The organism is Nocardiopsis sp. M1B1 (assembly GCF_052466615.1).
On sequence record NZ_CP196194.1, the window covers coordinates 1800639 to 1826576 of the forward strand.

The following is a 25938-nucleotide window of genomic DNA, read 5'->3' on the forward strand; positions in this document are numbered from 1 at the left end:
CGTGGAGTCACCTTGACGACGGAGCCGCCGTGCCAGGGAGCGGGAGAACGCAACGGAGCCGTCGTCGGCACTCTCGGAAGTTGGAAAAGCATGTCCCCCCACGCGCGTTTCCTCTCTGCGGCCGCCCTCGCGGCCGCCGCGCTCGCCTCCTCCGCGTGTTCCTCCCAGAACGGGTCCGAGGAGGAGTTCCAGGAACTCCTGGCGGAGAGCGGTCTGCCCGGTGACGAACTCAGGATCACGGCGCCGGACTCCGAAGGGTTCTGGTGGGCCACCTACGAGGCCACGCAGGACTGCCAGCTGCAGTTCAAGTGGAACGGCACCGACCCGGTGCTGATCTACGGGGCCCAGACGGACGGTTACCTGGAGCTGGCCCCGGACGAGACCTACGTGGAGTCCTTCGGCCAGGGCAAGGTCCAGCAGGCCTGCCAAGGGGAGTTCTGACCGCCCCCGGCCCCGGGCGCGCCGCCCGGGGCCGGGGCCCTGACCACCGGCGTCAGTCCCCGCCCGTGTGTCCACCGCGGATACGGCGATCTCCGGAGCGCCCCCGGTTTGCCCGCAGTCCCGGTGGAGCGCGCGGTCCGGCGCAGCCGGGTGTACCGGGGCCGACACCTGCGGTGACCCGCCCACCCGGGCCGGGGCGGCGGCGCGCGTGCGTGACCTGGCGAAGTGCGTACCCGGTCGACGGCCCCGCGGCGGTTCCTCCTAACGTGAGTGCGTTCCCGAGGGCACGGACCCTCTCGACCCGCACACCACGGAGTCCGCCTTGAGCGACCTGTTCGATCCCGTCCGGATCGGCCGCCTGCACCTGCCCAACCGCCTGTTCATGGCCCCGATGACGCGCTCGCGCTGCCGCGGGGGCTCGCCCGGCGACCTCACCGTCGAGTACTACGCCCAGCGCGCCTCGGCCGGGCTGATCATCACCGAGGGCATCCAGCCCAGCGTCCGCGGCCAGGGCTACACCGACACCCCGGGCCTGCACAGCGACGAGCAGGTCGCGGCGTGGCGGCGCGTCACCGACGCCGTGCACGAGCGCGGCGGGCACATCTTCGCCCAGCTCATGCACTCGGGCCGGGTCGGCCACCCCAGCCTCTACCCCGACGGCGGCCTGCCCCTCGCTCCGTCCCCCGTCGCCTCGGGCGCGTCCATGTACGACGGCAGGCAGAAGCTCGCGCACCCGGTGCCGCGCGAGATGACCGCCGCCGACATCGACCAGACCCTCGCCGACCACGCCGCGGCCGCGCGCAACGCGATCGCCGCCGGTTTCGACGGGGTGGAGCTGCACGGCGGCAACAGCTACCTCATCGAGCAGTTCCTCTCCGACGGCAGCAACCGGCGCACCGACGGGTACGGCGGCAGCGCCGCCAACCGCGCCCGCTTCGCCCTGGAGGCGGTGGACGCGGTCGCCGAGGCCGTCGGCGCCGACCGCGTCGGCCTGCGCGTCTCCCCGGCCAGCAGGCTCAACGGCATCAGCCAGAGCGACCCCCTGGAGCAGTACCTCGCGCTCCTGGACGGGCTGCGCGGACGTCCCGGACTGGCCTACCTGCACCTGACGGAGTCGGCCTCGGCCGAGTACACCGACGCGCTGCGCAAGGAGTGGCCGGGGACCTTCGTCCTCAACCCCGCCTCCGGCACCGACACCGGACCCGCCGCCGCGGCCCTGGCCGAGGAGCGGGCGGACGCCGTGGCGATGGCCTCGGCCTGGATCGCCAACCCCGACCTGCCCGCCAGGATCAGGACCGGCGCTCCCGTCGCGGTCCCCGACCGGGCCACCTACTACGGCGGCGACCACCGCGGCTACACCGACTACCCGGCCCTGGGCGCCTGACGCGAAATCCCGTCGACGGGACCGGCCCGGCCGCCGGCGCGCGGTGACCGCGCTGCCGGCGACGGCCTCGGGTGTTGGCCGCACCCCGGGCCCCGTCGACGGGATCTGGAACAACCCCCCTAGCACTGAAGGGTTCACCGAAAATGTTACAGACCCCCCGCCGTTCTCTTGAGGTCGAGGTACCGGTAAGGGGGAGGATTCCGCCGTGCGCGTCCTCCGTGATGAGGATTCCCAGGTCATGTGACGCGCGTCCCATCATGTGGACACCGGGTACCAGTTCCGGCGGGCCGTCTGCTAGCGTGAGGACCGTTATGCTGCGCGAGCTGCTTCTCCTTAGCGGCCGCGGCGGGGGTCGTTAAAAGGTCGGCTCCCTCGCCGCGGGACTTCGGCTTGTCCTGGTCGACCATGACCAAGCGCCAGAACCACCCGAGGAGCCACCGAGATGGTGCCGCAGCAGAAGCCCAGCCCCATGCCCTTCCACCGCTACAAGCCCTTCGCGCCGGTGGACCTGCCCGACCGCACCTGGCCCTCCAAGAGCATCACCGAGGCCCCGCGCTGGCTGTCCACGGACCTGCGCGACGGCAACCAGGCGCTGATCGAGCCGATGGACCCCGCCCGCAAGCGCGAGATGTTCGAGCTGCTGGTGCGGATGGGCTACAAGGAGATCGAGGTCGGCTTCCCCGCCGCCAGCCAGACCGACTTCGACTTCGTCCGCTCCCTGATCGAGGGCGACGCGATCCCCGACGACGTGCAGATCTCGGTGCTGACCCAGGCCCGTGAGGACCTCATCGAGCGCACCGTGCAGAGCCTGGTCGGGGCCAGGCGCGCCACCGTGCACCTGTACAACGCCACCGCGCCCACCTTCCGCCGCGTCGTCTTCCGCGTGGACCGCGAGGCCTGCAAGGACATCGCCGTCCAGGGCACCCGGCACGTCATGCGCTTCGCCGAGCAGTACCTGGGCGAGACCGAGTACTTCGGCTACGAGTACTCGCCCGAGATCTTCGTCGACACCGAACTGGACTTCGCCCTGGAGGTCTGCGAGGCCGTCATGGACGTCTGGCAGCCCGGCCCGGGCCGCGAGATCATCCTCAACCTGCCCGCGACCGTCGAGCGCTCCACGCCCAACGTCTACGCCGACCAGATCGAGTGGATGAGCCGCAGCCTGTCCCGGCGCGAGCACGTGGTCGTCTCGGTGCACCCGCACAACGACCGCGGCACCGGCGTGGCCTCGGCCGAGCTGGCCGTCATGGCCGGGGCCGACCGCGTCGAGGGCTGCCTGTTCGGCCACGGCGAGCGCACCGGCAACGTCTGCCTGGTCACCCTGGGCATGAACCTGTTCAGCCAGGGCGTGGACCCCAGGATCGACTTCTCCGACATCGACGAGATCCGCCGCACCGTCGAGCACTGCACCCAGCTGCCGGTCGCACCGCGCCACCCCTACGGCGGCGACCTGGTCTACACCGCCTTCTCCGGCTCCCACCAGGACGCCATCAAGAAGGGCTTCGCCGCCCAGCAGGAGGCCGCCGACGCCGCCGGGACCCCGGTGGAGGAGTACGTCTGGGACGTGCCCTACCTGCCCATCGACCCCAAGGACGTGGGCCGCAACTACGAGGCCGTCATCCGGGTCAACAGCCAGTCCGGCAAGGGCGGCGTCTCCTACATCATGCAGCGCGACCACTCGCTGGACCTGCCGCGCCGCCTCCAGATCGAGTTCTCCCAGGTCATCCAGAAGTTCACCGACGCCGAGGGCGGCGAGTTCGCCGCCGGGCGCATCTGGGAGATCTTCTCCCAGACCTACCTGGCCGAGGGCGGCCCGGTCGCGGTGCTGGCGCACCGCTCCACCACCGACAGCGACGGCACCTACCGGATCGAGGCCGACGCCCGGGTCAACGGCGAGATCCGTGAGCTGACCGGCACCGGCAACGGCCCCATCTCCGCGTTCTGCGACGCCCTGACCGACGTCGACGTCAAGGTCCGCGTCATGGACTACGTGGAGCACTCCATGGGCGGGGACGGCGACGCCCGCGCCGCCGCCTACGTGGAGGCCGAGATCGACGGCCGCGTGGTGTGGGGAGTGGGCATCCACAGCAGCATCACCACGGCCTCGCTCAAGGCGCTGTGCAGCGCCATCGCGCGCGTCTGACGGGCGTACGCCCGAGGGAGCGCGGGGCCGCGACCGCCGGGTCGCGGCCCCGGCCCGCTAGAGCAGGCCGAACGGACCGGGGTCGGGCAGACCCAGGGCGGCGCACGACTCCCGGTGCGCGCCGGTCAGCTCGCCCAGCGCGACCGGCCTGCGCGAGGTCGCGGCCATGTCCTGGCGCGCCTCGGCCGTCCAGGGGGAGGGACGCAGCGACAGCCCCCGCGCCAGGTCCAGCGCCTCGGCCTCCTCGCGCCAGCCCGGCCAGCGCAGGGCGCGGTAGAAGTCCTCCAGGTGGCCGTCCAGCAGCCACAGCAGCCAGCCGGAGTAGGCCGTCTCCAGCGGCTCCCACTCCAGGGAGTCGGGCGCGAAGTAGACCATCTCCCCGGGCCTGCCGGGGTAGTCCCCGCCCTCGGCCGCGGGCCCGTTGAGGGCGAACACCCCGCCCAGCACGTCGTGGGCGACCACCAGCCGCGGCGGCGGGCCGTACACCACCGCCGCGCTCAGGTCGTTGACCTCGCCCAGACCGGGCAGCTCGGCCCCGCCGCCGCCGTGGACGCGCAGCCACCCGCCGTCGAGGAGCAGGCCGCCGGACTCCAGCGCCATCGCGCCCAGGAAGGACCGCGCGGTCACCTGGAGGCGGTGCAGGCACGTGCGGCCCCGCTCGGGGTCGACGGGCAGGGCGCGCACGGCGGCCCCGCCCCGCTCCAGGCGTTCGGACAGCAGCGGCCAGGCGGGTTCGTCCACCTCGACCAGTTCACTCAGCTCGCGCACAGGGCCACCTCCCGTCGGGCCGCGAGGGGTCGCGACGGCGGTCCACACTACCGGTCGGCGCCGACGCGTCCGCCGAGGCCTCCGGAACGTCTGCGGTAGGCGTGGACGCTGTCCGCGCACGGGGTGGCGGGGCGGGCAAAAGCCGTGGCGCGGGCGGCCGGGGGAGTGCCACGATGCCGTGCATGGTGTACGGCGAGATCATCCAGCGAACCCTGCGCGTCCCCGAGCCGTCCGGCGAGCCCGGAGACGGCGGTGCCGCGACCAGGCGGCTCGACGCGGCGCTGCTGTCCGTGGGCTTCACGCTCACCGGCGAGCTGCGCGCCCGTTTCGAGGGCCTCGCCCCCGGGGCCGTGCTGCGCGAGGCCGGGCCCCTCCTGGACGCAGTCCGGCGACTCGTCGGCGCCGCCGCCGAGCACAACGTCTACTTCCGCGACTTCCCCGACAACGTCCCCGACACCGTCGAGTTCTGGGCGCGGTGCCTGGCCGAGGCGATCGGGGATCCGACCGGTCCGGTCCACCCGGAGCTCCCGCAGGAGCGGATCAACCTGCTCGACCTGCCCTCCTACGGCCGCTACCAGCACACCTACGCCGAACTCGCCGCCGCCCGCGACGCGTTCGTCCCGGGGGCCAAGGACCGGCTCACCCCGCTCCACCTGGGCGCGCCCCTGGCCGAGGAGACCCGCGCGCTGTACGAGGACCTGGCGGGCAGCCCGCTCCCGCTCGGGGAGGACGACCTGGCGCTCCTGGCCGTGCTCGCCGACGAGTGCGCCGACCGGGAACCGCCGCGGGTCATCCCCGTGCGGGAGAACCGCGCCGTGGTCAACGCCGCCCGCGTGCGGGCCGGACACGCCCCGCGCGTGGACACCGCCACCGACGTGCTGCGCCTGGCCCAGGCCCTCTCCGGCGGCGATCCCACCCTGGCCCGGCCCGCCCGCACGCGCTCCTTCCGCCGCCGCGAACGGCGTGCGCTGCTCGCCGCCCTGGACGCGGTGATCGCCGACAACCCCGGCAAGCTCGCCGACGTGGGCCGCCACACCGAGGCGTGGAAGCGGCTGGGAGAGGGGCTGCACCCGCACGAGTACCCGGCGTGGGAGCACGCCCGCGAGGTGTTCGCGGTGGCGCGCGGCGACCGCCGCGTGCGCACCTTCGACGCCCGTGTGGAGGCGGCCTTCCTGGACGGCGACGTGACCGCCGCCGTGGACCTGCTGGCCACCGCGCCGGGAATGCTGGTGCGCGCCCTGGACCGGGTCCTGGCGGCCGGCGGGGCCGGTACCGGGGAACTGCTGGCCGCGCGCCTGCGCGAGGTCGGCGACCGCGTCTCCGGCCGGGTGCTGGTCTCCGCGCGCGAACAGCTCGCCAACCGGGACGTTCCCGGCCTGGTGCGCCTGTTCGCCAACCAGTCCGCGCGCGGGTACACGGCCCCCGACACCCGTCCGCCGCTGCCCGGGGCCGACACCATCGCCGTGCTGGAGGCCCTGGACGGCCTGATCGCCCGGCGCCTGCCGGTCCACGACCTGCTCCTGGTGGACCCCGCCGTGCTCCCGGTGGCCGTCCCGCGTTCGGGGAGGGGGGTCGCCAAGGGCATGGGCGTGCTGCCGCGCGGCAGCCGTACCGAGGTCGAGGGGGACCTGCTGCGGTTCTTCGTGCACTGGACGCAGACGCGGACCCGGGAAACCGACCTGGACCTGTCGGTGGAGCTGCTCGACCAGGACTTCGCCCCGGTCGGCCAGGTGTCCTGGACCAACCTCGGGCAGGGCGCGACGACCCACTCCGGCGACCTGGTGGCGGCGCCCGCGCCGGACGGCGCCACCGAGATGATCGACCTGGACCTGTCCGCGCTGGACGAGCGGGTGCGGCACGTGGTGCCGCAGGTGCTCGTCTACGAGGGCGACCGGTTCACCTTCCTGCCGGAGGCCTTCTTCGGTTACATGACCCGGGACGGCGGACAGGGCGGCATGCCCTTCGAGCCGCGGACCGTGCGCGTGCGCTCGGACCTGGAGGGCGAGTCCCGGGTCCTGGTCCCGCTGGTGTTCAGCCGGGGGAGCGGCGGCCGGTGGAGCGCCTGCTGGACGCACCTGTTCCTGCGGGGGCGCCAGCACTTCAACCGGGTCGAGGAGACGGGGGCGTCCGCCCGGCTGATGGCCCGCGCCGTGGTGGAGCGCCGCTACCTGACCGTCCGGCACCTGGTGGACCTGATGGAGGGCACGGGCGCCGAGGTGCGGGAGTACCTGGAGCCGCCCACTGCCGAGGAGGTCGCCGGACGCCGGGTGGCCTACCTGGGGCTGGAGCGCCCCGAGGGGCTGCCCGAGGGGGTCGGGGCGACCGCGCTGACGGACCTGCCCTCCCTGCTGCCCGACCCCGAGGCGGTGTGACCGCCCGGAAAACCGTGTGACGTCTGCGGGAGGAGCGGGTTAGCCTTCTCTCCGGGCGGCACAGCGGAGGCTTCCTTCTCGGGGTTCGAATCCCCTTTCACACGGTATGCAGTCTCCGCGCTCCCCGCCCGGCAGGGCGAGGCACAGCGGCGGCTTCCTTCTCCTCTAGAGCCCAGCCGCCGCGCTCTCCTCGCGCGCGTCGGGCCGCCCTCCCCTCCCGGGAAGGCGGCCCCGCGTGTGTACGCCGGAGGTCACTCCCAACCGAACATCTGTGTCCAGGCGCTGCCGGACTCGCCGACGCCGATCGCGACCAGGTCGCAGTTGAGGATGTTCCGGCGGTGCCCGTCGCTGTTCATCCAGGCGTCCATCACCTGCTGGGGGCTGGTCTGCCCCTTGGCGACGTTCTCCGCGCCCCAGGCGTCGTAGCCGTGGCGGTCGGCCCGGTCCCCGGGGCCCTCGCCCTCGGGGCTCTCGTGGCTCATGTAGTCGCGCCGGTCCATGTCCTCGCTGTGCTCCTGGGCGGCGGCGGTCAGCCGCGAGTCCACCCGCAGCGGGCCGCAGCCGGCGTCCGCGCGCTGGGCGTTGACCAGGGTCACGACCTGGTCGGTCGACCCGCCCGAGGGGGCGTCGGAACCGCCGTCGCCGCCACCTCCGCCGTTGCCGCCGCCGTCACCGCCGCCGTCACCGCCGCCCGAGCCGCCGCCACCGCCGGACTCCGAGCCGCCACCGCTGTTACCGCCACCGCTGCCACCGCCGCCGGCGTCCTCGTCCCCGCCGTCCTCGGGCACGGAGGAGGCCTGCGCGCTCTGCGGCTCGCCGCCCTCCCCTGAGGGCGCGGGCTCCCGCTCCGGCGTCGCGGTGGGCGAGGCGAAGAAGTCGGCGTCCTCGGAGGCCTCGGGCACGAGCGAGTCGTCGGTGACCGCGGTGCCGAGCCCTCCCTCCCGCGCCTGGCCGTCCGCCGTGTTCTGGAAGGGGTTGAGGCCGGACTCCGCGCCGGTGAACAGCAGCGCGCCCGCCACGACCAGGCCGACGGGGACCGCGGCCATGGGCACCGCGAGCGGTATCGAGCGCAGTCCGCGCCCGGTACGGCGGTGTCGGTCGGCGCTCTTCCTGCGCCTGCCTCGGCGACCACGCGCCATGGGGCCCTCCTCGGGAAGTGGGACGTCGGGGCACGGGCGCGACGGGGTGCCGCTCGTGCGGGGTCCGCGCTCCGGGCGGTCCTCGCTCGTGCCCCGCGGGTCTCGGGTGAACCCGTGTCGGGGAGCGCGCGGGATGCGCGCGGCTGCTCCGGGAGAGTGCCGCGGGGGAAGGGCGGCGGGCCCGACGCGGAGCGCCTAGCGCGTGAGAGTAGAGCAAATGTCGCCAAAAGGGAAACCAAACTGTGACAAAGCTGGTCGTGGAGGGGTTTCGTGCTGCACCGTCCGCGTGGACGGTCCGCGGCATCCGCGACAATGGGGGTGTGAGTCTCTACCGCGACGAGGGTGTCGTCCTGCGCAACCAGAAGCTGGGCGAGGCCGACCGCATCATCACCCTCCTGACCCGGCGCACCGGCCTGGTCCGCGCCGTCGGCAAGGGGGTGCGCCGCACCAAGTCCCGCTTCGGCGCCCGCCTGGAGCCGTGCACCCACGTCGACCTCCAGCTGCACGCGGGCCGCACGCTGGACGTGATCACCCAGGCCGAGACCGTGCGCGCCTACGGCGAGGCGGTGGTGTCCGACTACTCCCGCTACACCGCCGCCACCGCGATGCTGGAGACCGCGGAGAAGGTCGTCTCGGTCGAGAAGGACCCGGCGCTGCGCCAGTTCCTCCTGCTCATCGGCGCGCTGCGTACCCTGGGTGAGGGAAGCCACGACTCCCGGCTGGTCCTGGACGCCTACCTGCTGCGCTCGCTCGCCGTCGCCGGGTACGCGCCCTCCCTGGCCGAGTGCGCCCGCTGCGGCAGCCGGGGGGAGCACCGCGCGTTCGCGGTCCACGCCGGAGGTATGGTCTGCACGGTGTGCCGTCCCCACGGCTCCGTGCACCCGTCACCGGACACGCTCCGACTCATGTCGGCGCTGCTCGGAGGGGACTGGGAGAGCGCGGACGCCAGCGAGGACAGGCAGCGCTCCGAGTGCAGCGGGCTGGTCGCGGCCTACCTACAGTGGCACCTGGAAAACGGAATCCGATCACTGCGCCATGTGGAGCGTTCTTGAGTCTGTTCAGCTTCGACACCGGTAAACGGCGGGAGTACTCCGCGCCCGTTCCGCACCCCAGCGGCGCGCGTCCCCCCGAGCTCCCCGCCCAGCTGGTGCCCCGGCACGTGGCCGTGGTCATGGACGGCAACGGCCGTTGGGCCAAGGAGCGCGGGCTGGCGCGCACCGAGGGGCACAAGGCCGGTGAGTCCTCGCTCTTCGACGTGATCGAGGGCGCCCTGGAGATGGGCGTGGCCAACCTGTCCGCCTACGCCTTCTCCACCGAGAACTGGAAGCGCTCACCCGACGAGGTGCGCTTCCTCATGGGCTTCAACCGCGACACCATCCGCAGGCGCCGCGACGAGCTGCACGCGCGGGGAGTCCGCGTCAAGTGGGCCGGGCGCGCGGGGCGGCTGTGGAAGAGCGTCATCCGCGAACTCCAGGACGCGGAGGAGATGACCAGGGACAACACCGCGCTCACCCTCCAGTTCTGCGTGAACTACGGCGGCCAGGCCGAGATCGTCGACGCCGCGCGCGAGCTGGCCCGCAGAGCCGCGGCGGGCCTGATCTCCCCGGAGAAGATCACCGAGGACACCCTCGCCCAGCACCTCTACGCCCCCGACGTGCCGCCCGTGGACCTGTTCGTGCGCTCCTCCGGCGAGCAGCGCACGTCCAACTTCCTCCTCTGGCAGTCCGCCTACGCCGAGTTCGTCTTCCTGGACACGCTCTGGCCCGACTTCGACCGCCGCGACCTGTGGCGGGCCTGTGAGATCTACGCGAGCCGGGACCGCCGCTACGGCGGTGCCGTGCCCAACCCCGTGTCGGAGGAGAAGAAGTGATGGCAGGTTCGGACGGTCCGCTGCTCAGGCCGGGCATGTCGCTCGTCTCGGTGGGCGACAGCTTCACCGAGGGCGTGGGCGACCCCTACCCGGAGCCGGGCGCGGGCTTCCGCGGCTGGGCCGACCGGCTGGCCGAGCACCTGGCGGACGACCTGGGCGAGGTCCTGTACGCGAACCTGGCGGTGCGCGGCAAGCTCATGCGCCAGATCGTCACCGACCAGCTCCCGCCCGTCCTGGCGATGGCCCCGGACCTGGTCACCCTGAGCGCGGGCGGCAACGACCTGCTGCGCCCGGGCGGGGACCCCGAGCGGATGGCCAGGATCCTGGACCACACGGTGGGCCGCCTGCGCGCCGCGGGGAGCCAGGTCGTGCTCTTCACCGGCGTCAACGTCACCACGGGCTACATGCGCGGCACCATCGGCCTGTTCGCGCGCTACTACATGCACGTGCGCGCCGTCGCCGACAAGCACGGCTGCCTCCTGGTGGACCAGTGGCCGATGGAGGTGCTCACCGACTCCCGCGCCTGGGACGAGGACCGGCTGCACATGTCCCCCGAGGGGCACCGCCGCCTGGCGCTGCGCGTGGCCGAGGTGCTGGGCGTGCCGGTGACGGAGCGCTGGGACGAGCCGTGGCCGCACAGCGAACCGGTCGGCTGGGCCCGCGCGCGCCGGGAGGACCTGACCTGGGTCAGGGAGTCGCTCGGCCCGTGGATCGGCCGCCGCCTGACCGGGCGCTCCTCCGGCGACACGGTCACGGCCAAGCGCCCGGAGCTGTCCCGGATCACCAAGGACCGCTGACCGCCGCCGTTCCGGTGTGAGGTGGCTCCCAAAACGCCGCAAACGATCAACCTACTGTCGCGTAACCCTGGCGCGGAGTTGGATGATCGGGCATTATGAGCGGTTTTGGGACGAACTTGGTGCACCAGGACATCCTGTCCTACGTCGCCCTCGGTGACAGCTTCACCGAGGGCATGAGCGACCCCTATCCGGACGGCGGCGGCGCGCCCGACGGCCGCTACCGGGGGTGGGCCGACCGTCTGGCCGAACACCTCGCCGACCACGTCGCCGAGGTGCGCTACGCCAACCTCGCGGTGCGCGGCAAGCTCATCGGCCAGATCGCCGAGGAGCAGGTCCCCCGGGCCGTGGAGCTCTCGCCGGACCTGATCACGCTGTGCGCGGGCGGCAACGACATCATCCGCCCCGGCAGCGACCCCGACGCCGTGGCCGTGGCCTTCGCCGCGGCGGTGGAGGAGCTCAGCCGGACCGGCGCGCGCATCGTGGTCTTCACCGGGTTCGACACCAACTGGCAGCCCGTGATGCGCCACATGCGCGGCCGGATCGCCACGTACAACATGCACCTGCGGGCCATCGCCGACCGCTACGGCTGCGACGTGGTGGACGTGTGGAGCATGCGGGTCCTGGACGACGCCCGCGCCTGGAGCTGGGACCGCCTGCACCTGTCCCCGGAGGGCCACCGCCGTATGGCGCTGCGCGTGGCCGAGGTGCTCGGGGTGCCGGTGGAGGGCGACTGGAAGCAGCCGTGGCCGCCCGCCGACCCCCGCGACTGGCGCTCCGCCCGCCAGGAGGACCTGCACTGGGCGCGTGAGTTCCTGGTGCCGTGGATCGGCCGCCGCCTCACCGGCCGCTCCTCGGGGGACAACGTCAACCCCAAGCGCCCCAGCCTGGACCCGCTGCGCCGGGACTGACGCGCCGCGGGGCGCCGCGCACGACGCGTCGGCGCTCCGGGCGCGGACCCGCCGGGGCAGACAGCCCCGGCCGGGCCGGGATAGTGTTCCGCTCGACGGAGCCCACCGGTCCACAGCGGGGAACCCCCATGCCCGACGAGTCCGCGCGGCGACGCGAGTCCGCACGAGTCCTCAGGACGACACTGCGGAGACTGCGCTGGGAGCGCCTGAAGTTCCGGTTGCGGCTCACAGGGCCGCTGCGGTACTACGAGTTCTTCGAGAGCCTCGGTACGGTCGAGGCCCGTTCGGACGAGTCCTACCTGCTGGTGATGGCCTCCCACCCGGGGGCCGGGCGGCCCCCGCTCCTGCTGACGCCGGGCTACCACTGCCGCTTCGGGCAGTTCGTCAGGGGGACACGGGAGGTCAGGTACGCCGAGATCACCCTGACGGTCGACGACGCGGGCAGGCCCCGGCTGCGCTCGGTCGGCCGCACCCACCCCGGCGACCGGGCCGGGTGGCGCGCGATGGTCCGCGACATCCGGGCCCTGTGGAGCACCCGGGGGAGCGGCGCCGCCCACGATGAGGACACCTTCGAGGCGGCCGTGCGCCGCTACCACGCGCGCTGGCCCCCGCCCCGGCGCGGGCCGACGGACGCGGCCCGTGCCGCGTCCTCCGGTACGGGGAAGGGGGCCGACGGCTCGGCCCGCACCCCACGGGTGCGCGCCCCCGGCACCGCGCCCCCGCCCTCTTCCGCCCCGCTCGGCACCGGGGCGTTCGCCGCCGCCGCGGTGTGGGGTTCGAACCGGTGGGCGGACCGCGCCTGGCACGTCCGCGCCGTGGTCCGCGACGAGACCGGACAGGTGTCGGTGAGCCGCGCCGAGGGCGTGGCCAGGGCGACACCCGACCTGGTGTGGTTCCACGACGTCCAGGACTGGTGGACGCGCGAACCGGTCGCGGTTCGCCACGTGGAGCGCGTGCTGGGGTGGTCCTCGCCCTGGGAGGAGGAGCCCGACCTGGTCCCGAACCTGCCCGGTCCGCCGGTCCGCGCCTCCGCGGACGGCACCGCCGGTGGGCGGTCGGCCCCCGCCCCCGCAGGAGGCCCGGACGCCGGACCGCAGGAGCCCGTCTCCGAGAGCGGTACGGACACAGGACAGGGGGCGTCCGCTCCCGAGGACGCCACCGAGGCGGAGCGAGCGGTTCCCGCCGCCGACACCCCGCCCTCCGGCGCGGTGCGGCGGGTGTGGGTGCGCCTCAGGTACCGGGACGCCGACACCGCGCTCATCTACGTGGACGGCGTCGAGCTGGGAACCCTGTGGCGCGGCGGCGGATACGGGTGGGAGCTGCTGGTGGAAGGCTCCGAGCCGGACCTCTTCGTGCCCCTGGAGTCCGCCTTCGACCGGACCGACCTCGGCGAGGCCCTGCCCGAGCTGCTGGCCGAGCACTTCGGCGAGCCGGTCACCGTGTTCTCGGTCATCACCGAACGGGATCGCCGACCGTGACGGACGCCCCGCCTAGGAGCAGTTGGCGCAGGTCCCGAAGACCTCCACGGTGTGCGTCACACCGGTGAAGCCGTGCTTGGCGCCCATCTCGGCGGCCCACTTCTCCACCGTGGGCCCCTCGATCTCCACCGCGGTCGCGCACACCCGGCACACGATGTGGTGGTGGTGGCTCTCGGTGCCGCACGCCCGGTAGACGGCCTCGCCCTCGTCGGTGCGCAGTACGTCCACCTCACCGGAGTCGCTCAGCGCCTGGAGCGCCCGGTAGACGGTGGTCAGGCCGATCTTGGAACCGTCGGCGCGCAGGTCCGCGTACAGGTCCTGGGCGCTGCGGAAACCGTCGGAACCGGTCAGCGCCTCGCGGACCGCTTCGCGTCGTGTACTCATGGTCTCACCCTCCCCCGCTCAGTCTGGGGCATCGTACCGGTCGAACTCCCACCTGCGGGATCGAAGGCCGCCGCGGAGCGGCGCCCCGAGGCGCGGCGCAGCACGCCGCCGACCGCCACGGCCAGCCCGAAGACGGCCAGGGCCAGCAGCACGATCGTCGCGCCGGGGGAGAGTTCGGCGTAGAAGGACGTGGTCAGGCCGCCCACCGAGGACAGCAGTCCGATCAGCACGGCCAAGAGCATCGTCACCCGGAAGCTCCTGGTGAGCTGCTGGGCGGCGGCGACCGGGACGATCATCAGCGCGCTCACCATGAGCACGCCCACCACGCGCATCGCGATCACCACCGTCAGCGCGGCGGTCACGGCCAGCAGCACGCTCAGGAAGCGCACCGGCAGCCCGTGGGCCCGCGCCACCTCCTCGTCCTGGCACAGCACGAACAGTTCGCGGCCGAACACCGCCACCACCGCGATCACCCCGGCGGCGAGCACGCCCACCACCCACAGGTCGGACTCCTCCACCGTGCTCACCGAACCGAACAGGTAGGAGACCAGCGTGGCGTTGCTCGCCCCGGGCGTGAGCCCGATGAGCAGCACGCCACCGGCGATGCCGCCGTAGAACAGCAGCGCCAGGGCCACGTCCCCGCTGGTGCGGGCGCGCACCCGCACCAGTTCGATGAGGACGGCGCCCAGCGTGGCCACGACGGCCGCGGTGAGCACCGGCGAGGTGCTGGTGAGCAGGCCCAGCGCCACCCCGGTCAGGGCGACGTGGCCGATCCCGTCGCCCAGCAGGGCCAGACGCCGCTGGACGAGGTAGGTGCCGATGATCGGGGTGACCAGGCCGACGAGCACCGCCGCGACCAGCGCGCGCCGCATGAACTCGTAGTGGAGCAGCTCAGTCACGGCCGGGTACCTCGAGTCGGATCATCTCCGCGGCCGTGGAGCCCGCGGAGTCGGGAGCGTTGGGGTCGGGGTGGGGGTGCTGGTGCTCGTGTCCGGGGCGGGCGCACGCGCCGGTGGGCGCGGGCGCGGTGCCGTCGTGCGCCACGCGGCCCGACTCCAGCACCACGGCGCGCTCGATCACGTTCTCCAGCGGGCCCAGTTCGTGCAGGACTAGGACCACGGTCGCGCCGCGCTCGCGCAGGCGGGCGATGGTCTCGGCCAGCGCGCGCTGGTTCTCGGCGTCCACACCGGCCATGGGCTCGTCCATGACGAAGGTGTCGGGCCGACCGGCCAGGGCGCGGGCGATGAGCACGCGCTGCTGCTGGCCGCCGGAGAGCTCGCGCACCGCGTGGCGGCCCCGGTCGGCCAGCCCGACGGTCTCCAGGGCCTCGTCCACGGCCGCGCGGTCGGCGCGGGTGGGCAGCGACAGGCGGCGGCGCGAGGCGACCTGCCCGGAGGCGACGATCTCGCGGACGGTGGCGGGGACGGCGCCCCCGGCGGTGAGCCGCTGGGGCACGTAGCCGATCCGCCGCCAGGCGCGGAACCGGCGCAGCGGGACGCCGTGCACCAGGACCTCGCCGGAGGTCAGGGGCACGATGCCCAGCATCGAGCGCATCAGGGTGGACTTGCCGGAGCCGTTGGGGCCCAGGACGGCCATCGTCTGGCCCGCGGGCACGTCGAGGCTCACACCGTCGAGCACGGGGACGCCGTCGTAGGCCACACGCGCGTCGACGGCCTGGAATGCGGGCGGCGCGTCGCCCGCGACGGCCGTGAACTGGTCAGACACCGTTCCATTATCACGAAAACGAAAATGATTGTCAAAATATGGCGGATTCGTGATCTTTTCGGTGCCGTCGTGTCAGTAGCCCAGGATCCGCGCCACCGCCAGCACCAGCACGACCACCACCATGAGCGCCCGTGCGGCCCGCGGCTGGCCGCCGAGGGAGGGCCAGGTCAGGAACGCCAGCCACGCGACGAAAGCGGCGACCAGCAGCAGGCACACCGCGCCGACCGGGCCGGGCGCCACCAGCCCCGCGATGAACAGGGCGCCCACCACCAGCGGCGCCAGCCACCGGGGTCCCTGGTGCAGCCACACGAGGGGCACCGCGCTGCGCTCCTCCACCGCCCTGCGCAGTCCGCCCGCCCTCCTCGAGCGGGGGGAGTCCCCCTCGCGCCGGGGTCGGTCCTGGTCTGGACGCCGCTTCTCGTCACCGTGTTCGGGAGGGGCCATGCTGTCCGTGTCCGCTTCTGGTCCGTGCCGCCGCCGGACAGGCCCGCGCGGGGGCGCGCCCATCCCGAAAGAGGTGGGCGGTGGGCCACCGGGCCTGTGATACTTGTGTCCTGAACCCTAGTGCAGGACCCCGGCCCGCCGCCGGGCGCCGGCGCTGCCGCGCCGGACACCCCCTCCCGCCTTCCGCGTGGCGCACAGCCATCGGTACCGTGTTGACTCTGAGTCACAAAATCTACACTCGCAGTCGTCAGTCGTCTGATGTACGCGGCCAGCGCGCCCAGTCGCCCGCGCGGCCCGTCGAACCCTCCGGAGGGTGTCAACTTCCGTGCCCGAAGCCACTGTCATCGTGACGTTCGACGTCACCGAGCCCCACCTGCAGCACTGCCTCGACTCCCTGGCCCGCCAACGCGACGACGGCGGGACCGGCGGGCCCCGGGCGGACGCGCAGGTGGTCCTGGTCCCCGTCCGCGACGGCGACCGCCTCCGCGCCGAAGGCGCCGAGACCGGGGACGAGTCCGGCCCCGAGAGCACCGACGCCGACAACGGAGGCGACGAGGACGCCGCCGACAACGCCGAGGCCGACGCCCGCGGGGAGGAGAACGAGCAGGGGGACGAGGCCGTCGAACCCGCCCGCGAGGACGCGCTCGCCCTGGCCGCCGCGTTCGCCGCCGCACCGCCGCCCGGCCTCACCGCCACGCTCCTGACCGGCGATCCCGCCCCCGACCGCCCCGCCGCCCGCGCCCGCGGCGCCGCCGCCGCGCACGGCACCCACCTGCTCTTCCTGGAGGGCTCCGACGCCCTCACCGGCTACGCCCTGGCCTACCTCCTGCGCAGCGCGGGCGACACCCGCTCGGACCTGGTCGTCGGCAACGCGTACAGGTTCGACGAACTGGGCACCTCCCCCTCCAAGGCGCACCGCAGGTACTGCGGCAGGCACCGCATGGCCGAGGACCCCCGCGCCGTCCCCGGACTCGCCGCCGACGCCACCCTGGGCAACAAGCTCTGGCGCCGGGAGTTCTGGAACTCCCTGCCCGACCACTCCCTGGACCCCGAGGACGCGGACCTGGGCCTGCGCCGGGCCGCCCTGTCCGCGGAGACCGTGGACACCCTGCCCGGTCCCGTCCTGCTCATGCGCCGGCGCGAGGCCGCCCGCCCGCCCCTGGACAAGGCCGCGCTCACCCGGCGCCTCACCGCCATGGGCGACCTCGCCGCCGGCCTCGCCAGCGCCGACCGCGAACTGTGGGACCGCACCCTGCTCGGCGGCGAGCTGCACCAGCTCCTGCTGCGCCTGGACGACGCCGACGAGGAGGCCCGCGAGGCCGCCGTCGACCTGCTCAACGCCTACCTCGACCACGTGCCCGCGCGCCTCCTGCGCGGCCTCAACGTGCTCGACCGCCTTCTGTACCACCTGGTGCGCAGACGGCGCACGGCCGACGTCCTGGAGGTCGCGACCTTCGCCAAGAGCGTCGAGATCAAGAAGGCCACCGTCGTGCGGCGCGGCCTGGGCTACTACGTCCGCTACCCCTTCTTCGAGTCGCGGGACCCCGACCGGGCGGTGCCGCGCGAGGTGTACCGGCTCGGCGAGGACATCCGGGTCCGCCAGAAGACCGAGGACGTCCGCTGGTCGAACGGCCGCCTGCACGTCAGCGGCCGCGTCGGCATCCGCCACCTGCGCGCCCGCAGACGCTGGCAGCAGCACCTGGCGGCCTTCGCGGTCAACACCTCCACCCGCCGCCGCGTCCGCGTGCCCGTGCGCGTGCGGCTCGCCGCCGAGTACCGCCTCCCCGACGTCATCGACGCCGCCCGCCACGACCACGGGGGCTTCACCGTCATCGTCGACCCCCGCAAGCTGCGCTCCTCCGGCGGGTGGGAGCCCGGCGACTGGAAACTGGAGCTGGTCGTCCTCAACCGCGGGATCACCCGCCGCAGGATCGTCGCCAACCCCGTTTCCGGCCCGCCCGAGCGCCCGGGCTACCACCGCGTGGACGGGGACGTGTGGGTGCGCCCGCACTGGAGCAAGGACCGCCAGCTGCTGATCAGCGTCGAACCGGCCCGCGCGCGCGTGGCCGAGCACCGCTTCGACTCCCGCACCGGTGTACTGGAGCTGGAGGGCGAACTGGTGTCCGCGCCCGCGGCCGAGGCCACCGGGCTGCGCCTGACCCGCCGCCCCGGCACCGCCGCGCTCACCTACCCGGCCACCGTCCACGGCGGCCGCGTCACCGCCCGCGTGCGCGCCGACGAGCTCTTCGACCGCGGCGTCACCGAGTGCGGCGGCGTGATCCGCCAGGAGGAGTGGGACGTCCACCTGGTGACCCCGGACGGGCAGGCCATCGCCCTGATCCTGCCCGACGAGACGGCCACCGCCGCCTACGCGGCCGAGGACGGCCACCGAGAGCTGGCCGTACTGCGCACCGCGACCGGTCACCTCAAGCTGCGCGCGGGGCACGCCCGACCCGTGGTCGACCGCGCCCGCTGGGAGGGCCGCGCCCTGCTGCTGGAGGGGGAGTTCTCCGCCGACGCCGACCTGGGCCTGGTCGCCCGGGCGCGCGGCCGTGACGAGGAGCACCCGCTGCGGGTGGAGCGCTCCGGCAGCCGCTTCACGGCCCGTTTCGCACCCGCCGACGTCCCCACCCTGTCCGGCGAGCTGTCCCTGCCCGCGGGCGCCTACCAGCTGTGGGGCCGGGTCGGCGACGCCGCCGGGGGCGGCGCCGACGCGACGGACGTGGGCGTGGAGTTCTCCGACGCGCTCATCCCCGACCTGCCGCTGGAGATGCAGACCGGCGAGCGCTCCTACACCCTGTCCTGCCAGGGGCGCGGTGCGCCCGTGCTCCAGGTGGGCAGCGACCTGCGCCCCGCCGAGCGCGGCACCTTCGCCCAGCGCGAGCTGCGCGAGCGCCACTATCCGGCCCGGCGCCGCGAGCCCGTCGCCGAGGGCGTGCTCTTCGACAGCTACACCGGCCGCCAGTACTCCGACAGCCCGCAGAGCGTCTACGCGGAACTGCGGGGGAGGGCCCGCTGGGCGCAGTACCCGATGTCGTGGCTGGTCGCCGACGGCCAGGTGCGCCTGCCCGACGACCTGACCGCCGTGCGGCACCGGGGCCGGGAGTACTACGAGGCGCTGGCCCGCACCCGCTACCTGGTCACCAACTCCCGCCAGCCCCCGTGGTTCCACCGCCACCCCGACCAGGTGGTCGTGCAGACCTGGCACGGCTCGATGCTCAAGCGGATCGGCTTCGACGTCGAGAACATCCGCGGCAAGTCGCGCGACTACTTCGACAAGCTCGCCTGGGAGACCGCGCAGTGGGACTACCTGGTCTCGCCGAGCCCGTGGGCGACCCCGATCCTGCGCAGCGCCTTCCGTTTCGAGGGCGAGGTGCTGGAGACCGGTTACCCGCGCAACGACATCTTCTTCGCCCCCGACCGCGAGGCCGTCGCCGAGCGCACCCGGCGAAGGCTCGGCCTGCCCGAGGGCAGGAAGGTGGTGCTGTACGCGCCGACCTGGCGCGACGACAAGTACTACACGCGAGGTAGGCACAAGCTGGACCTGCACCTGGACCTGCGCCGGATGTACGACAAGCTCGGCGACGACCACGTGCTGCTGGTGCGCAGGCACCCGCGGGTGGTGGACAGCGTGCCCATCGTGGGCAGGGACTTCGTTTACGACGTGTCCCTCTACCCGGAGATCATGGAGCTCTTCCTCATCACCGACGTGCTCGTCACGGACTACTCGTCGATGATGTTCGACTTCGCCAACACCGGGCGGCCGATGCTCTTCTTCACCTACGACCTGGAGAGCTACCGGGACAACCTGCGCGGGTTCTACTTCGACTTCGAGGAGACCGCGCCGGGACCGCTGCTGACCGAGTCCGACCAGGTCGTCGAGGCCCTGCTGGACATCGACGAGGTGGCCCGGCGCAGCGGGGACGCCTACCGCTCGTTCGTGGAGCGGTTCTGCCCGCTCGACGACGGCCGGGCCGCGGCCCGCGTCGTGGACCGGGTCTTCGGCCGGGGGTGATCCGGAACCCGTGCCCCGGGGGCCGCGCGTCCCCCGGGGCACGGGTTCGTACCCGCGGGGACAACGGCACGGCCTCCGGGGACTGCCTCCCGGGGGCCATCGGGCTCCTCCGGGTCCCGTGCCCCGTGAGGGAGGGCCGCCCGGAGCGGGACCCGCGCCTGTGGACAACCGCCCGGCGGCCTCCCGGGTGGGCCACAATGGGACCGTGATCGTCATCACCCGCTACTCCGTGCCCGAGGCCGACACCGCGGCCTTCCAGACCGACGCCGCCACCGCGATCGAGGTGCTCTCCCGCCGCCCCGGCTTCCGCGGCCACCGGGTGGGCCGCGCCGCGGACGACCCCTGCCTGTGGACCGTGGTCACCGAGTGGGACGGCGCCGGCTTCTACCGCAGGGCCCTGTCCGACTTCGACGTCAAGGTCAACGCCGTGCCGCTGCTCTCGCGCGCCATCGACGAACCCACCGCGTTCGAACTCGTGGCCGGGGGTGGGGCCCCGGCCTGAGCCCTCCGGTCGGTTTCCGCACGCTTGGGGGCGGTTTCCGCGCCTCCGGGGAGGGTTTCCGCACGCCTGAAGAGGGTTGCCGCACCCTCGAAACGTGCGTGCGCGCACCCCCGGTTGCTCTAGCCTGGACGGACGCGGTCGTCGCTGTTGCCGCTCCCTGGTTTCGGCGGCGCCGCGTTTCCACACCAACCGATGTATCGCGCACGCGATCCACCGACACCCAGCCGGATGGAGAGTTCCCCATGGCCGCCAAGTCAGAGGCAATGGACGCACTGGTCAACCTCGCCAAGCGCCGAGGTCTGGTCTACCCCTCCAGCGAGATCTACGGGGGTCTGCGAGCCGCCTGGGACTACGGCCCCCTCGGCGTCGAGCTCAAGAACAACGTCAAGCGCCAGTGGTGGCGCTCCATGGTGCAGGAGCGCGATGACATCGTCGGCCTGGACTCCAGCGTCATCCTGGCCCGCGAGGTCTGGGAGGCCTCCGGCCACGTGACGGCCTTCGTCGACCCGCTCACCGAGTGCCAGTCCTGCCACAAGCGCTTCCGGGCGGACCACCTCATCGAGGCCTACGAGGAGAAGCACGGCCACGAGCCCGCCGAGGGCCTGGCCGCCATCGCCTGCCCCAACTGCGGCGCCAAGGACTCCTTCACCGAGCCGCGCATGTTCAACGGCCTGCTGCGCACCTACCTGGGCCCGGTCCAGGACGAGAAGGGCCTGGCCTACCTGCGCCCGGAGACCGCCCAGGGCATCTTCATCAACTACAAGAACGTCGAGCAGAGCGCCCGCCGCAAGGTGCCCTTCGGCATCGGCCAGATCGGCAAGTCGTTCCGCAACGAGATCACCCCGGGCAACTTCATCTTCCGGACCCGCGAGTTCGAGCAGATGGAGATGGAGTTCTTCGTCAAGCCCGGCAGCGACGAGGAGTGGCACCAGCACTGGATCGACATCCGCCACCAGTGGTACGTCGACCTGGGCATCGCCAAGGACAACCTGCGCCTGTACGAGCACCCGCAGGAGAAGCTGTCCCACTACTCCAAGCGCACCGTCGACATCGAGTACCGCTTCAACTTCCAGGGCTCGGAGTGGGGCGAGCTGGAGGGCATCGCCAACCGCACCGACTACGACCTGCGGACCCACTCCGAGGCCTCGGGCGCCGACCTGTCCTACTTCGACCAGGAGAGCAACGAGCGCTACATCCCCTACGTCATCGAGCCCGCGGCCGGTGTCGACCGGGCGGTGCTCACGTTCATGCTGGACGCCTACAACGTGGACGAGGCGCCCAACGCCAAGGGCAAGCTGGAGAAGCGCGCCGTCATGCGCCTGGACCCGCGCCTGGCCCCGGTCAAGGCCGCGGTGCTGCCGCTGTCGCGCAACGCCGACCTCTCGCCCAAGGCCCGTGACCTGGCCGCCAGGCTGCGCAAGCGCTGGAACGTGGAGTTCGACGACGCCGGTGCGATCGGCCGCCGCTACCGCCGCCAGGACGAGATCGGCACCCCGTTCTGCGTGACGGTGGACTTCGACACCCTGGAGGACGAAGCGGTGACCGTGCGCGAGCGCGACACCATGTCCCAGGAGCGCGTGTCCCTGGACCGCGTGGAGACCTACCTGTTCGAGCGCATGCCCGGCTGCTAGCCACCGGAGCGGCGAGGGCCGTCCGTCCCCGAGCGGGGCGGGCGGCCCTCGTGCCTTCGCGGAGTCCGGACCCTCCGGCGGGGGCGGGCCGGAGCGCGGAACCGGTCGGGTGGAAAGCTCGGTGCCATGGGAAAGATCCACGACTCCATCGGTGACCGGCTCGCGCGCTTCCTCCTCGCCCAACCGGTCTTCTTCGTCGGGACCGCACCGCTCGCCGGGGACGGCCACGTCAACGTCTCACCCAAGGGGATGAGCGGGACGTTCGCCGTGCTCGGTGAGCACCGGGTGGCCTACCTCGACTACACCGGTTCCGGTGTCGAGACCATCGCCCACCTGCGGGAGAACGGCCGGATCGTGCTGATGTTCTGCGCCTTCGACGGGCCGCCGAACATCGTCCGCCTCCACGGCACCGGCCGGGCCGTGCTCCCCGAGGAGCCGGGGTTCGATGAGCTGCGCGCCCACTTCCCCAAGGAGCGCACCCTGGGCCAGCGCGCGGTCATCGTGGTCGATGTCCGGCGTATCTCCGACTCCTGCGGGTTCTCCGTGCCGCTGATGGACCCGCGCGGTGACCGGGACCTGCTGGACCGCTACCACGAGCGCCGCGACCCCGCCTACTTCGACGACTATCGGCTCACCCGCAACTCCGCCAGCGTCGACGGCCTGCCGGGCCTTCCGCCGACCTCCTGAGGGGCGGGTCCGGGGCCGAGGGCACGGCGAGACGGCCGGACCCGGGGGGAGTGGTTTCCGGCCGCCTCTTCGGCCCCGGGCCGCACACGGCCGTGGGATCCGGCTCTCAACCTAGCGGTAGGGGGTGCGCGTTACGCGGTCGTTTGGTGTGTCCTGTCCTGTCGTGTGAGCGAATCGTGACACCGGCGGAGACCGGGCTCTATGCCTCGTTCTTCTATGCCTAGGTCTGCTAGGGTAATAAACCCTAGCGGAACTAGGTATAGGAAGTGCGCGTGCACATCGACAAGGACCTGGTCGCGGCGTCGGCCACACCGCTCGTCCTGGGCATCCTGGCCGAGGGCGAGTCCTACGGATACGCCATCGTCAAACGCGTCAAGGAGCTCTCCGACGGCCGGATGCAGTGGACGGACGGCATGCTCTACCCCCTGCTGCACCGCCTGGAGCGCAACGGCTACGTCCGGGCGTCCTGGGGCGCGTCCGAGACGGGGCGGCGCCGCAAGCACTACGCGATCACGGAGGCCGGGCTGGAGACGCTGGCCGAGCGGCAGAAGCAGTGGGGAGTCGTCGCCGACGCCCTCCAACAGGTGTGGCAGGCCGCGTCGCGGCCCCCGATCCTCGGGGACGCCGCCGCAGGGGGGATCGCCTGATGAGCGGGACCGCACGCGGTGAGGTTCTGGAGGAGCAGATCGACCAGTGGCGCGGCTTCGTGCGCCGCCGCCGGGCCATCTCCCCCTCCGACGTCGAGGAGATGGAGGACCACCTGCGCGAGCAGATCGCCGACCTGGGGGCGAGCGGCCTGGACGACGAGGAGGCCTTCCTCGTCGCGGTCAGGCGCATGGGCAACCTGGACGAGGTGTCGCGGGAGTTCGCGCGCGAGCACTCCCACCGGCTCTGGAAACAGCTGGTCCTCGTCCCCGAGGCCGAGGACGGGGCGGGCGGACTCGCGCGCTGGCGCGATCTCGGCGTGGTGCTCGCGTTCGCGCTCGGCGCGGGGCTGGCGGTCAAGCTCCTGTTCGCGACGGTCGACGACGAGTTCGCGCAGCTGCGCAACGTCGCCTTCGTGGTGCTCCCGTTCCTGGCGGGGTGGTTCGCCTGGAAGAGGCGGACGTCGTGGCGTGTGTGCGCGGTGCTGGCCGCCGTCGCGGCGGTACCGGCCCTGGCCGTGAACCTCTACCCGTTCGAGGCGGCCTCCGGGCCGTTCGCGGGCCCCGGCATGACCGCCGTGCTCGCGTTCACGCACGCCCCGGTCCTGCTGTGGCTGCTCGTGGGCGTCCTGCACACGGGCGGGCACTGGCGCTCCCACGACCGGCGCATGGACTTCGTGCGGTTCATGGGCGAACTGGTGATGTACCTGGCGCTGATCATGCTGGGGTCCGCGGTCCTGGTCGGCCTCACCTTCGGGGTGCTCTCCCTGGTGGAGGTGGACCTGGAACCGTTCATGGAGGACTGGCTGCTGCCGTTCGGCGTACCCGGCGCGCTCCTGGTCGCCGCGTGGCTGGTGGAGGCCAAGAAGAGCGTGGTGGAGAACATCGCGCCCGTCCTGACCCGGGTCTTCACGCCGCTGGCGCTCCTGATGCTGCTCGCGGACCTGGTGGCGCTCCTGGTGAACGGTCCGCTGACCACGGTGGACCGCGAACTGCTCATCATCATGGACGCCGTTCTGGTGCTGGTCCTGTTCCTGCTGCTGTACTCGGTCTCCGCCCGCGCCCCGCTGTCCCCGCCGGGCGTGTTCGACTGGCTCCAGCTCGCGCTGGTCGGGGCGGCGCTCGCGGTGGACGCCGTCGCGCTGACGGCGATGCTGACCCGCATCGCCGAGTTCGGGTTCACCGCCAACAAGACCGCCGCGCTCGGCCTCAACCTCGTGCTGCTGGTGCACCTGGCGTGGTCGGCGTGGCTGATGGCGGGTTTCGTGCGGGGAACCCGCCCGTTCGCCGCGATCGAACGGTGGCAGACGGCCTACCTGCCGGTCTACGCGGTCTGGGCGGCGCTGGTCGTGGTGGTGTTCCCGCCGGTGTTCGGCTTCGCCTGATCCGGGCGGCGGCCGCGCCCCCGCGCTGGTCCGGCTTCCTCCCGGAGGGGCCCGGGTCAAGGCGGGGGCGCGGCCGGTCTTTCAACCCGTGGTGTAGACCACGAACGACACCCCCCCGTCGCGGTGCCCGGTCTTTCAACCCGTGGTGTAGACCACGAACGACACCGCGACATAGTGGCAGACGAACGCCGCGATGGTCAGCGAGTGGAAGATCTCGTGGAAGCCGAACCAGCGCGGCGCCGGGTCGGGCCGCTTGAGCCCGTAGACCACCGCGCCGACGCTGTAGAGCACCCCGCCCACCAGGATGAGGATCCACGTCGCCGGGTGGGTGCCGCCGATCAGTTGGGGGATGAACAGCACCGCCACCCAGCCGATGGCCAGGTACAGCGCGGTGGACAGCCAGCGCGGCGCGTTGAGCCACAGCATCTTGAAGCCGACCCCGGCGATCGCCCCGCCCCAGATCAGCGCGAGCATGGCGGTGCGCAGCGTGCCTTCGAGCACGAGCAGCACGAACGGCGTGTAGGTGCCCGCGATGATCAGGTAGATGTTGGAGTGGTCCATGCGGCGCAGCACCTTCTGCGCGCGCGGCGACCAGTGCCCCACGTGGTAGACCGCCGAGGTGGCGAAGAGCATCACCGCGCTGAGCGCGTACACGGCGCTGGCGATCATGGCGGGCACGGTGGGGGACAGGGACACCAGGACGATGCCCGCCGCCAGGGCGAGCGGAGCCGTTCCCAGGTGCAGCCAGCCGCGCAGCCGCGGTTTGACCGCCTCCAGCAGCTCCTCGGCCGCCGCCGCGGCCCTCTCGGGCACGGACGCGTCCGAGGGAACGCCGGACCCCGGTTCGCGCCCGCCTTCGCGCGGGGCCCCGCGGTCCTTCCGGTCGGTCTCCGTGCGCCCGGTACCCCGCGCCTGTTCCTCCGACACGCTGCACTCCTCCATCCCGCGGTCCGCCCCGCTGCGGGCCCACCCGAAGCCTAACCTACGGCTCCGTAGGTTACTGATGGGTAGTCCTGTGTTTCGCGGCACAGGCATTCTCCCGTGGCGGGTGTGGCGCAGGATTGGTCGTGTGCGCTCTCGGGGCGGCGTTCACCGGGGACGCGGGGTTTCCGGACGCCTCACAGATCCATGACCAGCGGGGTCGTCTCCGTCGGCGGCTCCGCCCGCCGGATCGAGGCGATCGGCGGCTTCTCCTTCGCTGGACCATTGGTATAGACCTCT

At 72.9% G+C, this 25938-nt stretch carries 22 protein-coding genes; 15 read left to right on the top strand and 7 right to left on the bottom strand.

Annotated features, from left to right (window positions below; genetic code table 11):
• Positions 1-90: 90 nt before the first annotated feature.
• From ACSTA4_RS07815 to leuA, 3 genes are all read left to right on the top strand, one after another.
• Complete coding sequence (locus tag ACSTA4_RS07815) at positions 91-441, top strand: hypothetical protein (RefSeq protein ID WP_248774028.1); 351 nt, start codon at positions 91-93, stop codon at positions 439-441.
• 322 nt (positions 442-763) lie between these two features.
• Positions 764-1825, top strand: a complete 1062-nt coding sequence (locus ACSTA4_RS07820; protein ID WP_444962978.1) for an alkene reductase — start codon at positions 764-766, stop codon at positions 1823-1825.
• A 442-nt stretch (positions 1826-2267) separates the two neighbouring features.
• Positions 2268-3968, top strand: a complete 1701-nt coding sequence (gene leuA / locus ACSTA4_RS07825; RefSeq protein WP_416024454.1) for a 2-isopropylmalate synthase — start codon at positions 2268-2270, stop codon at positions 3966-3968.
• A gap of 57 nt (positions 3969-4025) precedes the next feature.
• Here the strand turns inward: leuA and ACSTA4_RS07830 are convergent, their stop codons facing one another.
• Positions 4026-4736, bottom strand: a complete 711-nt coding sequence (locus tag ACSTA4_RS07830; RefSeq protein ID WP_444962979.1) for a DUF2625 family protein — start codon at positions 4734-4736, stop codon at positions 4026-4028.
• Between the two features lie 173 nt (positions 4737-4909).
• On the opposite strand from ACSTA4_RS07830, the gene ACSTA4_RS07835 reads away from it, so the two are divergent.
• Positions 4910-7108 carry a TerD family protein gene (locus ACSTA4_RS07835; RefSeq protein ID WP_444962980.1) on the top strand — a complete coding sequence of 733 codons (2199 nt, stop codon included), beginning with the start codon at positions 4910-4912 and terminating at the stop codon, positions 7106-7108.
• Positions 7109-7359: 251 nt separating this feature from the next.
• Here ACSTA4_RS07835 and ACSTA4_RS07840 read toward each other — a convergent pair whose 3' ends face one another.
• The gene (locus ACSTA4_RS07840) at positions 7360-8247 is read right to left on the bottom strand and encodes a CAP domain-containing protein (RefSeq protein WP_444962981.1); all 888 of its coding nucleotides are present in this window, start codon (positions 8245-8247) and stop codon (positions 7360-7362) included.
• A 320-nt stretch (positions 8248-8567) separates the two neighbouring features.
• Between ACSTA4_RS07840 and recO the strand changes: the two genes are divergently transcribed.
• From recO to ACSTA4_RS07865, 5 genes are all read left to right on the top strand, one after another.
• Positions 8568-9299 (top strand): DNA repair protein RecO, encoded by a 732-nt coding sequence (recO, locus tag ACSTA4_RS07845; protein ID WP_212640976.1) that lies wholly within the window; start codon positions 8568-8570, stop codon positions 9297-9299.
• Positions 9296-10117 (top strand): isoprenyl transferase, encoded by an 822-nt coding sequence (locus tag ACSTA4_RS07850; protein ID WP_248774035.1) that lies wholly within the window; start codon positions 9296-9298, stop codon positions 10115-10117. Before recO ends, ACSTA4_RS07850 begins: the two co-directional genes overlap by 4 nt.
• On the top strand, positions 10117-10914 hold the full coding sequence (locus ACSTA4_RS07855; protein WP_444962982.1) for an SGNH/GDSL hydrolase family protein: 798 nt from the start codon (positions 10117-10119) through the stop codon (positions 10912-10914). Before ACSTA4_RS07850 ends, ACSTA4_RS07855 begins: the two co-directional genes overlap by 1 nt.
• A gap of 95 nt (positions 10915-11009) precedes the next feature.
• Positions 11010-11822 (top strand): SGNH/GDSL hydrolase family protein, encoded by an 813-nt coding sequence (locus ACSTA4_RS07860; RefSeq protein WP_444962983.1) that lies wholly within the window; start codon positions 11010-11012, stop codon positions 11820-11822.
• Between the two features lie 128 nt (positions 11823-11950).
• Positions 11951-13300, top strand: coding sequence for a hypothetical protein (locus tag ACSTA4_RS07865; protein WP_444962984.1), 1350 nt, complete (start codon positions 11951-11953; stop codon positions 13298-13300).
• Between the two features lie 12 nt (positions 13301-13312).
• On the opposite strand, the gene ACSTA4_RS07870 is transcribed toward ACSTA4_RS07865, so the two are convergent.
• The 4 genes from ACSTA4_RS07870 to ACSTA4_RS07885 all read right to left on the bottom strand — a co-directional run bounded on the left by ACSTA4_RS07870 (position 13313) and on the right by ACSTA4_RS07885 (position 15853).
• A complete protein-coding gene (locus ACSTA4_RS07870) occupies positions 13313-13684 on the bottom strand; it encodes a Fur family transcriptional regulator (protein WP_248774039.1) in 372 nt (123 codons plus the stop codon).
• Positions 13681-14583: a metal ABC transporter permease gene (locus tag ACSTA4_RS07875; protein ID WP_248774040.1), complete on the bottom strand. Its 903-nt coding sequence runs from the start codon at positions 14581-14583 to the stop codon at positions 13681-13683. The genes ACSTA4_RS07870 and ACSTA4_RS07875 overlap by 4 nt, the downstream gene beginning before the upstream one ends.
• Complete coding sequence (locus ACSTA4_RS07880) at positions 14576-15409, bottom strand: metal ABC transporter ATP-binding protein (protein WP_444962985.1); 834 nt, start codon at positions 15407-15409, stop codon at positions 14576-14578. The genes ACSTA4_RS07875 and ACSTA4_RS07880 overlap by 8 nt, the downstream gene beginning before the upstream one ends.
• A gap of 72 nt (positions 15410-15481) precedes the next feature.
• A complete protein-coding gene (locus ACSTA4_RS07885) occupies positions 15482-15853 on the bottom strand; it encodes a DUF6703 family protein (RefSeq protein WP_444962986.1) in 372 nt (123 codons plus the stop codon).
• A gap of 325 nt (positions 15854-16178) precedes the next feature.
• Between ACSTA4_RS07885 and ACSTA4_RS07890 the strand changes: the two genes are divergently transcribed.
• The 6 genes from ACSTA4_RS07890 to ACSTA4_RS07915 all read left to right on the top strand — a co-directional run bounded on the left by ACSTA4_RS07890 (position 16179) and on the right by ACSTA4_RS07915 (position 24717).
• Positions 16179-19868, top strand: a complete 3690-nt coding sequence (locus ACSTA4_RS07890; RefSeq protein ID WP_444962987.1) for a CDP-glycerol glycerophosphotransferase family protein — start codon at positions 16179-16181, stop codon at positions 19866-19868.
• 205 nt (positions 19869-20073) lie between these two features.
• The gene (locus ACSTA4_RS07895; RefSeq protein WP_444962988.1) at positions 20074-20370 is read left to right on the top strand and encodes an antibiotic biosynthesis monooxygenase family protein; all 297 of its coding nucleotides are present in this window, start codon (positions 20074-20076) and stop codon (positions 20368-20370) included.
• A 242-nt stretch (positions 20371-20612) separates the two neighbouring features.
• Positions 20613-22001 (top strand): glycine--tRNA ligase, encoded by a 1389-nt coding sequence (locus ACSTA4_RS07900; protein ID WP_444962989.1) that lies wholly within the window; start codon positions 20613-20615, stop codon positions 21999-22001.
• Between the two features lie 126 nt (positions 22002-22127).
• On the top strand, positions 22128-22688 hold the full coding sequence (locus tag ACSTA4_RS07905) for a pyridoxamine 5'-phosphate oxidase family protein (protein WP_444962990.1): 561 nt from the start codon (positions 22128-22130) through the stop codon (positions 22686-22688).
• Positions 22689-22960: 272 nt separating this feature from the next.
• Positions 22961-23335: a PadR family transcriptional regulator gene (locus tag ACSTA4_RS07910; RefSeq protein WP_444962991.1), complete on the top strand. Its 375-nt coding sequence runs from the start codon at positions 22961-22963 to the stop codon at positions 23333-23335.
• Positions 23335-24717, top strand: coding sequence for a permease prefix domain 1-containing protein (locus tag ACSTA4_RS07915; RefSeq protein ID WP_444962992.1), 1383 nt, complete (start codon positions 23335-23337; stop codon positions 24715-24717). Before ACSTA4_RS07910 ends, ACSTA4_RS07915 begins: the two co-directional genes overlap by 1 nt.
• A gap of 135 nt (positions 24718-24852) precedes the next feature.
• Here ACSTA4_RS07915 and trhA read toward each other — a convergent pair whose 3' ends face one another.
• Positions 24853-25659, bottom strand: coding sequence for a PAQR family membrane homeostasis protein TrhA (gene trhA / locus ACSTA4_RS07920; RefSeq protein ID WP_444962993.1), 807 nt, complete (start codon positions 25657-25659; stop codon positions 24853-24855).
• Positions 25660-25938 lie beyond the last annotated feature (279 nt).